Source organism: Streptomyces kebangsaanensis (assembly GCF_001906585.1).
Classification (GTDB): Bacteria; Actinomycetota; Actinomycetes; order Streptomycetales; family Streptomycetaceae; genus Streptomyces; species Streptomyces kebangsaanensis.
The window spans coordinates 81,424-92,310 of sequence record NZ_JUJA01000156.1 but is presented as its reverse complement, the minus strand read 5'-3'; the positions used below and the strand labels follow the sequence as shown (position 1 = coordinate 92,310).

The 10,887-nt window shown below is 73.3% G+C and carries 11 protein-coding genes and 1 pseudogene; 2 read left to right on the top strand and 10 right to left on the bottom strand.

Features of this window, described 5'->3' with window-relative positions:
• The 3 genes from RH94_RS44700 to pdhA all read right to left on the bottom strand — a co-directional run.
• On the bottom strand, positions 1–540 hold a 540-nt coding region (locus RH94_RS44700; RefSeq protein ID WP_324614316.1), incomplete at its 3' end, for a biotin/lipoyl-containing protein.
• On the bottom strand, positions 537–1,544 hold the full coding sequence (locus RH94_RS26700) for an alpha-ketoacid dehydrogenase subunit beta (protein ID WP_073950691.1): 1,008 nt from the start codon (positions 1,542–1,544) through the stop codon (positions 537–539). The genes RH94_RS26700 and RH94_RS44700, both read right to left, overlap by 4 nt.
• Positions 1,541–2,680 (bottom strand): pyruvate dehydrogenase (acetyl-transferring) E1 component subunit alpha, encoded by a 1,140-nt coding sequence (gene pdhA / locus RH94_RS26695; protein ID WP_073950689.1) that lies wholly within the window; start codon positions 2,678–2,680, stop codon positions 1,541–1,543. The genes RH94_RS26700 and pdhA overlap by 4 nt, the downstream gene beginning before the upstream one ends.
• Positions 2,681–2,871: 191 nt before the next feature.
• On the opposite strand from pdhA, the gene RH94_RS26690 reads away from it, so the two are divergent.
• A complete protein-coding gene (locus RH94_RS26690) occupies positions 2,872–3,351 on the top strand; it encodes an Lrp/AsnC family transcriptional regulator (RefSeq protein WP_073950687.1) in 480 nt (159 codons plus the stop codon).
• Positions 3,352–3,353: 2 nt separating this feature from the next.
• Here the strand turns inward: RH94_RS26690 and RH94_RS26685 are convergent, their stop codons facing one another.
• Together RH94_RS26685 and RH94_RS26680 are read right to left on the bottom strand one after the other, a co-directional pair.
• The gene (locus RH94_RS26685; protein WP_073950685.1) at positions 3,354–3,956 is read right to left on the bottom strand and encodes a TetR/AcrR family transcriptional regulator; all 603 of its coding nucleotides are present in this window, start codon (positions 3,954–3,956) and stop codon (positions 3,354–3,356) included.
• Positions 3,953–5,467 carry a 3-hydroxyacyl-CoA dehydrogenase gene (locus RH94_RS26680; RefSeq protein ID WP_073950683.1) on the bottom strand — a complete coding sequence of 505 codons (1,515 nt, stop codon included), beginning with the start codon at positions 5,465–5,467 and terminating at the stop codon, positions 3,953–3,955. The genes RH94_RS26685 and RH94_RS26680 overlap by 4 nt, the downstream gene beginning before the upstream one ends.
• Positions 5,468–5,639: 172 nt before the next feature.
• On the opposite strand from RH94_RS26680, the gene paaN reads away from it, so the two are divergent.
• Positions 5,640–7,331, top strand: a complete 1,692-nt coding sequence (paaN, locus tag RH94_RS26675; protein ID WP_073950681.1) for a phenylacetic acid degradation protein PaaN — start codon at positions 5,640–5,642, stop codon at positions 7,329–7,331.
• A gap of 6 nt (positions 7,332–7,337) precedes the next feature.
• Here paaN and RH94_RS26670 read toward each other — a convergent pair whose 3' ends face one another.
• The 5 genes and pseudogenes from RH94_RS26670 to RH94_RS44695 all read right to left on the bottom strand — a co-directional run.
• Positions 7,338–8,099, bottom strand: coding sequence for a TrmH family RNA methyltransferase (locus RH94_RS26670; protein ID WP_073950679.1), 762 nt, complete (start codon positions 8,097–8,099; stop codon positions 7,338–7,340).
• Positions 8,096–9,307, bottom strand: a complete 1,212-nt coding sequence (locus RH94_RS26665) for an HTTM domain-containing protein (RefSeq protein ID WP_073950677.1) — start codon at positions 9,305–9,307, stop codon at positions 8,096–8,098. The genes RH94_RS26670 and RH94_RS26665 overlap by 4 nt, the downstream gene beginning before the upstream one ends.
• Positions 9,304–9,912, bottom strand: a complete 609-nt coding sequence (locus RH94_RS26660; protein ID WP_407697360.1) for a DUF5819 family protein — start codon at positions 9,910–9,912, stop codon at positions 9,304–9,306. Before RH94_RS26660 ends, RH94_RS26665 begins: the two co-directional genes overlap by 4 nt.
• A 366-nt stretch (positions 9,913–10,278) precedes the next feature.
• Positions 10,279–10,608, bottom strand: coding sequence for a rhodanese-like domain-containing protein (locus tag RH94_RS26655; protein WP_073950673.1), 330 nt, complete (start codon positions 10,606–10,608; stop codon positions 10,279–10,281).
• A gap of 71 nt (positions 10,609–10,679) precedes the next feature.
• A pseudogene (locus RH94_RS44695) lies at positions 10,680–10,887 on the bottom strand (hypothetical protein); the annotation flags it as partial.

Here is a 10,887-nt window from a genome sequence, read left to right as displayed (position 1 = left end):
GAGCCGGCGCACCAGCGGCGAGATCACGGGAACGGGCCCCTCGGCCGCCGCGGCCGGAAGAGTCCTCGCGGCCGGGCGGGCCCTCACCGCCGGGGCGGCCGCCGCGCGCGGCGCTCCGTCGACGGCCGGTGCCGCCTCCGCCGCGGCTGGTGCCGACGGCGCACCCGTCGCCGCCCCGCGCGCCGACGGCGCCATCGGTGCCGGGCGCACCCGGCGACGGCGCGCCGGAGGCGCTCCCGTGCCGTAGCCGACCAGGACGTTGCCGGAGCCCTCGGTCTCGCCACCGGCGGCCGGTTCCCCGACCGCCACCGTCAACAGGGGCGCCCCCACGGGCAGTTCCGTGCCCTCCTCGCCGAAGCGGGCCGTGACCACGCCGCCGTAGGGGCAGGGCACCTCCACCATCGCCTTGGCCGTCTCGACCTCGACGACCGGCTGGTCGACGACGACCACGTCGCCCACCTCGACCAGCCAGCGGACGATCTCCGCCTCGGTGAGCCCCTCCCCGAGGTCGGGGAGCTTGAACTCCAGCACCTGTGTCATCGGCTCTCGGCCTCCCACTGCAGACGCGCCACGGCGTCCAGGATCCGGTCGACACCGGGCAGGTGGTGCCGCTCCAGCATCGGCGGCGGGTAGGGGATGTCGAACCCGGCCACGCGCAGCACAGGCGCCTCCAGGTGGTGGAAGCAGCGCTCCGTGACACGGGCGGCGATCTCACCGCCCGGGCCGCCGAAGGAGCCCGCCTCGTGCACGACGACCGCGCGCCCGGTCCGCCGCACCGACGCGCACACCGTCTCGTCGTCGAACGGCACCAGCGAGCGCAGGTCGACGACTTCCAGGTCCCAGCCCTCGGCCCGGGCCGCCTCGGCGGCTTCGAGGCAGACGGACACCGACGGGCCGTACGTGATGAGCGTGGCGCTCGTGCCGGTGCGCCGCACCACCGCGCGGCCCAGGGGTTCGACGGTCCGCGGGTCGTCGGGGTTCCAGGAGTCCTTCGACCAGTACAGCCGCTTGGGTTCGAGGAAGACGACCGGGTCGTCGGAGGCTATGGCGGCGCGCAGCAGCCCGTAGGCGTCGGCGACGGTCGCGGGCGTGACGACATGGAGCCCCGGAGTCGCCATGTAGTACGCCTCGGAGGAGTCGCTGTGGTGCTCGACGCCGCCGATGCCGCCGCCGTAGGGGACGCGGATGGTGATCGGCAGGGGCATCTTTCCGCGCGTGCGGTTGCGCATCTTCGCGACATGGCTGGCGAGCTGCTCGAACGCCGGGTAGGCGAAGGCGTCGAACTGCATCTCGACGACCGGGCGCAGGCCGTACATGGCCATGCCGACGGCGGTGCCGAGAATGCCGGCCTCGGCCAGCGGGGTGTCCGTGCAGCGGTCGTCGCCGAACTCCTCGGCGAGGCCGTCGGTGATGCGGAAGACGCCGCCGAGGGTGCCGACGTCCTCGCCCAGGACGTGCACGGCGGGGTCGTCGGCCATCGCGTCGCGCAGCGCGCGCGTGAGGGCCTGGGCCATGGTGGCCGGCTTGAGCGCGACGGTGGTCATCGGGCCACACCCTCCTCGGCCTCGGCCTGGAGCTCGGCGCGCAGCTGGGCCTGCTGCTCGCGCAGCTGCGGGGTCGGCTCGGCGTACACGTGTGCGAACAGGTCCATGGGGTCGAGCGGCGCGTCCTGGTTCATGCGCTCGCGCAGCCGCGCAGCCATCGCCTCGGCGTCCTCGCGGGCGGTCGCGATGCCGCCCTCGTCGAGCAGGCCGCGCTCGGTCAGATCCCGTTCGAGGATCTGTACCGGGTCGTGCGCGCGCCAGGCCTCGATCTCGGCGTCGCCGCGGTAGCGGGTGGCGTCGTCGGCGTTGGTGTGGGCGTCGATGCGGTAGGTCACCGCCTCGACGAGGGTCGGGCCGCCTCCCTCGCGCGCGTGCCGTACGGCGTCGCTGAGCACCTCGTGCACGGCGGCGGCGTCGTTGCCGTCGACCAGGCGGCCCGGCATGCCGTACCCGACGGCCTTGTGGGCCAGGGACGGTGCCGCGGTCTGCTTGGCCAGCGGGACGGAGATCGCGAAGCCGTTGTTCTGCACCAGGAAGACGACGGGCGCCTGCCAGACGGCGGCGAAGTTCAGCGCCTCGTGGAAGTCGCCCTCGCTGGTGCCGCCGTCGCCGACCATGGCCAGCGCCACCACGTCGTCGCCCTTGAGGCGGGCGGCGTGGGCGAGACCGACGGCGTGCGGGAGCTGGGTGGCGAGCGGGGTGGACAGCGGGGCGACACGGTGCTCGTGGGGGTCGTAGCCGGTGTGCCAGTCGCCGCGCAGCAGCGTCAGGGCCTCGACGGGGTCCACGCCGCGTGCCACGACGGCGAGCGTGTCGCGGTAGCTGGGGAAGAGCCAGTCGCGCTCCTGGAGACAGAGCGCGGCGGCGACCTCGCAGGCCTCCTGGCCGGTGCTGGAGGGGTAGACGGCGAGCCGGCCCTGCTTGGTGAGCGCGGTGGCCTGGATGTTGTAGCGGCGGCCGAGCACCAGCTGCGCGTACAGACGGCGCAGCAGCTCCGGATCGGCCTTCGCGACCGCCTCCGTCCCCAGGACGCGGTACGGCTCCGCGTCGGGCAGCAGCGGCGCGGGGTCGGTACGGGGCTGCCAGGCGGGCGGCGGCGATGGCCGGTACGCACCCCGCTGCTCCATGACCGTCATGACGGGCACCTCCTCGTGGGAGCGGCTACGGGAGGCGTGTCGGTTGTGACCCGCCTCACCTACCGATTGTTCGGTCGCCGGCACATTTTGGCTACAGGCGGGCCCAGGCTGTGGACAAACGGTTCTCCACAGCATGGGATGGGCGCAGTACGTCCACGGCGAAGAGGCGGGGGGACATGGCATCTGAACAAATGGCCGAGAACCCGGACGGCGCCGTCCCGCCACCGCGCCCGCTGGACGCCATCGACCAGGACATCCTGCGGATGCTGCAGACGGACGGCCGCGCCTCGATACGGTCGGTCGCCGAACGGGTCCACGTCTCGCGCGCCAACGCCTACGCCCGGATCAACCGGCTCGTCGAGGACGGCGTCATCCGCGGCTTCGGCGCCCGCGTCGACCACGAACGCGCGGGGCAGGGCACGTCCGCGTACATCACGCTGAAGATCGTGCAGAACACCTGGCGCACGGTGCGCGAGCAGCTCAGACAGCTGCCCGGCGCCTCCCACATCGCGCTGGTGGGCGGCGACTTCGACGTCCTGCTGCTGGTGCACACCCCGGACAACCGGGCGCTGCGCGAGCTGGTGCTCACCCGGCTCCAGGCGATCCCCGAGGTGCTCAGCACCCGCACGCTGCTGGTGTTCGAGGAGGAGGACCTGGAGCCGCAGGGCTGAGCTCAGTCCTCGCGCGGCCCGCCCTCGCGCAGCCCCGAGAACACCAGCCGTGCCACCGCGTCGGCCACCTCGCGCTCCCCCATGCCGCGCCCGTCGGGCCGGTACCACTCCACGATCGAGTTGATCATCCCGAAGACGAGCCGGGTCGCCAGGCGCACCTCCACGTCGGCGCGCACGTCCCCCTCCGCGGCCGCCGCCCTGAGCAGCTCGGCCACCCGGTGGTCGAACTCGCGGCGCCGCTCCAGCGCCCAGCGCTCGGTGGCGGTGTTGCCGCGCACCCGCAGCAGCAGCGTCACGTACGGCAGCTCGGCTATCAGCACCTCGACCATGCGCCGCACCACGTACTCCAGGCGCCCGGCGGCACGCCCCACGCGCGCGTGCTCCTCGTCGAGGATCCCGAAGAGCTCGTCCAGCGCCCGGCTGACCGCCCGGCGCAGCAACTCCTCCTTGCCGGCGACGTGGTGGTAGATGGACGACTTGGAGATGCCGGCCGCCCTGGACAGGTGCTCCATGGAAGTGCCGTCGTAGCCGCGCTCGTTGAAGACCCGCACGGCGACGGACAGCAGCGTCTCGGGGGTGTACGTGTCGCGCCTGGCGGTGGTCATGGGGTGCCCTCCCGCTTGTCGGTGGCGTACGTGTGGCGGTACAGCGCGAGCGACGGTGCGTAGCGGCCGGACGGGTCGCGCAGGTGCAGGTCGTCCAGGAGGCCGTAGGCCCAGGTCCGGCCGAGCCGGCGGCTCCACTCGAAGGGACCGAGCGGGTAGTTGACGCCCAGCCGCATGGCGGTGTCGACGTCCTCCTCGGTGGCCACGCCCTTGGCGACGGCGTCGTGCGCCAGGTCGACGATCCTGGCGACCGTGCGGGCCACGATCATGCCGGGCACGTCGCCGATGACGCTGACCTTCTTGCCGAGCGCCTGGAACAGGCCGATGGCCTCCGCCAGGGTCCGCGGGGCGGTGTCCTTGGAGGCGGACAGGGCGATCCGGGTGGCGCGGCGGTAGTCGAGCGCCAGGTCGAAGTAGACGACGTCGTGGAACTCCACGGAGGTCTGCCCGTCGGCGAGGACCAGCTGGCCGCCGCCCGGCAGCACCAGGCGGGTGCCGTTGTCCTCGTCCTCCTCGCGGACGGGGACGCCCGCCTCGCGGATCAGCGCGAGCAGCTCGGAGGCCGGGCCGAGGTCGCCCTCGGCGACGACGTACGCGGGCGGCCGCTCCTGCTCGGCGGTGTGCGGCTCGGGGCGCTCGGCGCCCTCGCCGTAGTCGTACCAGCCGTGCCCGCTCTTGCGTCCCAGCCGTCCGGACTCCACCAGGCGCCGCTGGGCGAGCGAGGGCGTGAAGCGGACGTCCTGGAAGAAGGACTGCCACACCGAGTGCGTGACGGACTCGTTGACGTCCTGCCCGATCAGGTCGGTCAGTTCGAAGGCGCCCATCCGGAAGCCGCCCGACTCGCGCAGCACCGCGTCGATGGTGGCCGGGTCGGCGCCCTGGGACTCCAGCACGGCGAAGGCCTCGGCGTAGAAGGGGCGCGCGATGCGGTTGACGATGAAGCCGGGGGTGTCGGCGCAGGCGACGGGGGTCTTGCCCCAGGCGCGGGCCGTCTCGTACACGCGCGTGGCCGACGTGACGTCGGTGGCGAACCCGGAGACCACCTCCACCAGCGGCATCAGCGGGGCCGGGTTGAAGAAGTGCAGGCCCACGAAGCGGCCCGGGGCGCGCAGCGCGCCGCCGACGGCGGTCACCGACAGGGAGGAGGTGTTGGTGGCGAGCAGGCAGTCGTCGCCGACGACGCCCTCCAGCTCACGGAACAACTCCTGTTTGACGTCCAGGCGCTCCAGGACGGCCTCGACGACCAGGGAGCAGTCGGCGAGCTCGGCGAGGTCGTCGGCGGGCTGCAGCCGGGCGCGGGCCGCGTCCCGGTCGGCGCCGGTGAGCCGGTCCTTCTCGACGAGCCGGTCCAGCCGGGCACCGATCGCGGCGGCCGCCTCCCCGGCCCGCCCGGGTACGGCGTCGTACAGACGTACGGGATGGCCCGCGACCAGCGCGACCTGGGCTATGCCCTGGCCCATGGTGCCGGTGCCGACGACGGCCACGGGGCTGCTGAGGTCGAGTGCTGTCATGTGCGCGATCCTCCCGCACGACGTTGTCCACAGATGCGGCGGACCCCCTTGTACCGACCGATCGTTCGGTTACTCTAACTCTGACCGCCTGTTCCTGCCCATGCTTGTGACCGGGGTTGTGCCCGGGTCATGAGCTCGACGAGGAGCTCTCGAGACGAGGAGTTGGTCCCGCATGGCCGCCGAACTGACCACGCACGAGCTGATCGCCAGGCATCGGCCCACCCTGGACCAGGCGCTGGAGGCGATCCGCACACGCGCGTACTGGTCCCCCCACCCCGAGCACCCCAAGGCCTACGGGGACAACGGCAGCCTGGACGCGGCCGCCGGCAAGGCCGCCTTCGACGCCCTGCTGGGCACCCGCCTCGACCTCGGCCAGCCCGGCACCGACGACTGGGTGGGCGGCGAGGTCTCCCCGTACGGCACCGAGCTGGAGGTGAGCTACCCGCACGCGGACATCGACGTGCTGCTGCCCGCCATGAAGGCCGGGCAGCGGGCGTGGCGGGACGCGGGCGCGGAGGCGCGCGCCGTGGTGTGCCTGGAGATCCTCAAGCGGATCAGCGACCGGACGCACGAGTTCGCGCACGCGGTCATGCACACCTCCGGCCAGGCCTTCCTGATGGCGTTCCAGGCCGGCGGCCCGCACGCCCAGGACCGCGGTCTGGAGGCGGTGGCGTACGCGTACGCGGAGCAGGTCCGCACCCCCGACACCGCCGAGTGGACCAAGCCGCAGGGCAAGCGCGACCCGCTCGCCCTCACCAAGCAGTTCACCCCGGTCCCCAGGGGCATCGCCCTGGTCATCGGCTGCAACACCTTCCCGACGTGGAACGGCTACCCGGGCCTGTTCGCCTCCCTCGCCACCGGCAACGCGGTCCTGGTCAAGCCCCACCCGCGCGCGGTGCTGCCGCTCGCGCTGACGGTCCAGGTCGCCCGCGAGGTGCTCACCGAGGCCGGCTTCGACCCCGACCTGGTGGCCCTGGCCGCCGAACGGCCCGGCGAGGGCATCGCCAAGACCCTGGCCACCCGCCCCGAGATCCGCATCATCGACTACACGGGCTCGACGGCCTTCGGCGACTGGCTGGAGGCCAACGCCCGCCAGGCGCAGGTCTACACGGAGAAGGCCGGCGTCAACACGGTGATCGTGGAGTCCACCGACGACTACAAGGGGATGCTCGCCAACCTGGCCTTCTCGCTGTCCCTCTACAGCGGCCAGATGTGCACCACCCCGCAGAACCTGCTGATCCCCCGCGACGGCATCCGCACCGACGCCGGCCCCAAGTCCTTCGACGAGGTGGCCGCCGACCTCGCCAAGGCGGTGGACGGCCTGCTCGGCGACGACGCGCGCGCCAACGCGCTGCTCGGCGCGATCGTCAACCCGGACGTCAAGGCCCGCCTGGAGGCCGCGGCCTCCCTCGGAGAGGTCGCCCTCGCCTCCCGCGAGGTGACGAACCCCGACTTCCCGGGCGCGGTGGTCCGTACGCCGGTGATCGTGAAGCTGGACGGCACCAAGCCGGACGCCGAGGCCGCCTACATGAGCGAGTGCTTCGGCCCGGTCTCCTTCGCCGTCGCCGTCGACTCGGCCGCCGACGCGGTGGAGCTGCTGGGCCGCACCGTCCGCGAGAAGGGCGCGATGACGGTCGGCGCGTACACGACCGACGAGGAGGTCGAGCAGGCGGTGCGGGAGGTGTGCCTGGAGGAGGCCGCCCAGCTGTCGCTCAACCTCACCGGCGGGGTGTACGTCAACCAGACCGCCGCCTTCTCCGACTTCCACGGCTCGGGCGGCAACCCGGCGGCCAACGCGGCCCTGTGCGACGGCGCCTTCGTGGCCAACCGCTTCCGGGTGGTGGAGGTCCGCCGGGAGGCGTAGGTCCTGTCAGGACGCGGGTGCGCCCCCGGTGGCGCTCCAGTGGTACAGCGTCATCGCCACGCTGGTGGCGAGGTTGTAGCTGGAGACCTGGGGGCGCATCGGCAGTGCCAGCAGGTGATCGGTGCGCGCGCGGAGGGCGGCGGACAGGCCGCTGCGCTCGGAGCCGAAGGCGAGCACGGCGTCGTCGGGCAGTTTCACCCCGCGGATGTCCTCGCCCTCCGGGTCGAGCGCGAACAGCGGCCCGCGCGGGAGCTCGTCCACGCCCAGCCGCTCCACGGCGGTCGCGAAGTGCAGTCCCGCCCCGCCGCGCACCACCGTCGGGTGCCAGGGGTCCAGGGTGCCGGTGGTGACGACCCCGGTGGCCCCGAAACCGGCGGCCAGGCGGATCACCGCCCCCGCGTTGCCCAGGTTGCGCGGCTGGTCCAGGACGACGACCGGCGCACCGCGGGGCGCATGCGCCAGCGTCCGCAGATTGGCCTCGCGGGAGGGCCGTACGGCCAGGGCGGCCACGGCGGTGGGATGCGGGCGCGGCACGAGCGAGGCGTACGTCCCTTGCGGCACCTCGCTCAGCAGCGCGTCCAGCGTGTCCCGCACGTCGGGGGCGAGCTCGTCGGCGAGGGCGAGCGCCGCACGCCGGTCGGCGGTGACCGCCACCGGCACCTCGGCGCCGAAGCGGACCGCGTGCTTCAGCGCGTGGAAACCGTCCAGGAGCACGCAGATGCCGGCCAGCCGGTGCCAGGCACGTACGGGGTCGACGGGGTCGTTCATGCCGGGAAGCCTACGTGGGCGGGCTCGGTGTCCTCCGGCGCGCGCGGGTCCACCACCGGGGCCCGGCCGCCGCGCCGCGACAGCCGGGCACGCGCGCGTGACGCCCAGCGGCCCAGCCGGCGCAGGAAGGACGTCGGCAGGAACACCGCGTCCGTCGCGATCATCGCCAGGGAGAAGAACGGCAGCCCCAGGACGACCGCGATCACCGCGTGCTCGGCCATCATGGCGGCCAGCAGGACGTTCTTCACCCGCCGGTTGAACAGCGCGAACGGGAAGGCGACCTGCACGAGCACCGTCCCGTAGGTCACGATCATCACCAGCGTGCCGCTGGCGGACAGCAGGCCGGCCAGGGCCGGCCAGGGCGAGAAGTAGTCCAGGTGGAGCGGGTAGTGCACGGCGGTGCCGTCCTGCCAGCGCGAACCCTGGATCTTGTACCAGCCGGCCGTGGCGTAGATCAGGCAGGCCTCGGCCATGATCACGAGCAGGGCGCCGTTGTGCACGACGTCGGCGACGACGTCCAGCAGGAGCCGCGGCTGGGCCGACCGCGCCCACCGCCCGACGGCCCACCACAGGGCCTGGCCCAGCCACACCGTCCACAGCAGCGCCGGAACGAACCACTCGCCCTCCAGCCTGCCCGCGGCGGTGACCGCGGCCAGGAACAGCCCGAGCACGCCCCACAGGACGGGACCGGCCCGGTCGGGCATCCGCTCCCCACGCGCGCGTGCCGCCCGCACCCGGGCCGCCCGCCGCGCGTCCAGCGACCACACCTGGCCGCAGCGGGTGAAGACCAGGTAGATCGACATCAGGTGCAGCACGTTGTCGCCGCCGTCGCCCACGAAGACGCTGCGGTTCTGCAGGGAGAGCACGCCGACCATGAACAGCACGGACATCGTGCGGGTGCGCCAGCCCAGCGCGAGCAGCAGGCTCACCAGGACGGCCAGCGCGTAGACGGTCTCGAACCAGAACCGGCCGCCGAACCACATCAGGGCCGTGAAGGCGCCGTTGTCCGAGATCAGCTGCTGGGCGAGGGGCCGGCTCCACGGGCCGTCGGGGCCGTACAGCTCCTGGCGGTGGGGGAACTCGCGCAGCAGGAACAGCAGCCAGGTCACGGAGAAGCCGATGCGTATCACGGCGCTCTGGTGGGGGCCGAGGGCCGCTTCGGTGACCCGGCCGATCCCGCGCGAGACCGACGGAGCGAGCCGGTTCACCGCACGCCTCCCCGGGCCTCGTCGGCCGGCACCGTCCACCAGGGCAGCAGGCGGTACACGGGCGCGCCCCGCGCCTTCTCCCCGCTCCACTCGGGCGGGGGCACGTCGGTGATACGGCAGCGGACCTGGACGCGCTCGACGACGCCGCCCGCACCGGCCGCGCGGGAACGGTCCAGGCGCAGCACCACGAGGCGCCGCAGGTACTGCTCCGCCAGGGCGCCGCGCAGGCCCACCGGCCGGTTGTCGCCGTCGTGCGTGGCGCCGTAGAGGTCCCAGGCACGGCGCAGCTCGTTCTGCTGGGTGTGACTGGGCACCGGGTTGCCCTCGATGGCCCGGCCGTCCTCGGCGGACAGGTCGTACCAGCCGGTGGTCCGGGTCCCGCCGTCCGCCGTGCCGACCTCGGCGCGCACCTGTACGGCGATGTTCTGCTGCAGCGGGTTCGGCGCGAACAGCTTCCAGTTCTGCTCGAACTCCGGGTAGATCCAGTCGTCGATGGCCTGTGCGTGCTGCTTCGACACCGTGTTCGACGGCGCGACATGCAGGAACACCATCCCGAGATGCACGCAGGCGGCCACCGCGACCACGGCGAGCACCAAGGCGGCCACGACCCGACAAGGCGCCGAGAGCGCGGCGATCCCCCCACGCGCCGGCCCGGGGGAAGGCGCGGGGTCCGGGCCGTCACCCGGCCCGTGACGCCCGTGCGGGGCGTTCGAGTCCTCGCCGTACGCGTTCATCCCGCCCCGTTTCCGATGCCGGTCCGTCTTCCGGCCGCCCGGCCGCGCGGGGCGCCGTACCACCACGCGCACCGCTTCCCGGCGCCGCACCGGAACGCTACTCAGAACCGCCCGGCGGGCACATCCCCGCACCGCCCCGACGCACCGTCGGGGCGGTGCGCACACGGGAAGGCAGGCACCGTGAACCTCCGTCGCCGACGGCCGACGCCCTCTCCGCCGCCCCGGCCGGACCCGCCGTCACAGCACGTGCCCGGGCTTCCCCTCGTCCGTCACGACGGGCCGGCCCGAGGCCGCCCACACCTGCATGCCGCCGTCGACGTTCACCGCGTCGACGCCCTGCTGGACCAGGTACATCGCGACCTGGGCCGACCGCCCGCCGGAACGGCAGATCACATGGACCCGCCCGTCCTGGGGCGCCGCCTCGGTCAACTCGCCGTACCGGGCCGCGAACTCGCTGAGGGGAATGTGCAGCGCGCCCCCGGCGTGGCCCGCCTGCCACTCGTCGTCCTCACGGACGTCCAGCAGGAAGTCGCCGTCCTTGAGGTCCATGACCTCGACCGTGGGCACACCAGCTCCGAAATGCATGCTCCGACGCTACCCGAAGGCTCCGCGACGCGGACGACCACGAGTGACGTACATCACTCCTGGCTCAGCAGTGCGACCAGCTCCGCCTCCCGCTGCGCGACCTCCCCGCGGAGCTTCTCGGCGATCTCGTCCAGGAGGCCGTCGGGGTCGTCGGGGGCCAGGCGGAGCATCCCGGCGATCGCGCCGTCCTCCAACTGCTTGGCGACCAGCGTGAGCAGCTCCTTGCGCTCGGCGAGCCACTCGAGGCGGGCGTAGAGCTCC

Excerpts from the sequence above, each read along its gene's own strand:
- RH94_RS26700 (WP_073950691.1), bottom strand. The coding sequence starts at position 1,544 with ATGACCACCGTCGCGCTCAAGCCGGCCACCATGGCCCAGGCCCTCACG.
- pdhA (WP_073950689.1), bottom strand. The coding sequence starts at position 2,680 with ATGACGGTCATGGAGCAGCGGGGTGCGTACCGGCCATCGCCGCCGCCC.
- RH94_RS26690 (WP_073950687.1), top strand. The coding sequence starts at position 2,872 with ATGGCCGAGAACCCGGACGGCGCCGTCCCGCCACCGCGCCCGCTGGAC.
- RH94_RS26685 (WP_073950685.1), bottom strand. The coding sequence starts at position 3,956 with ATGACCACCGCCAGGCGCGACACGTACACCCCCGAGACGCTGCTGTCC.
- RH94_RS26680 (WP_073950683.1), bottom strand. The coding sequence starts at position 5,467 with ATGACAGCACTCGACCTCAGCAGCCCCGTGGCCGTCGTCGGCACCGGC.
- paaN (WP_073950681.1), top strand. The coding sequence starts at position 5,640 with ATGGCCGCCGAACTGACCACGCACGAGCTGATCGCCAGGCATCGGCCC.
- RH94_RS26670 (WP_073950679.1), bottom strand. The coding sequence starts at position 8,099 with ATGAACGACCCCGTCGACCCCGTACGTGCCTGGCACCGGCTGGCCGGC.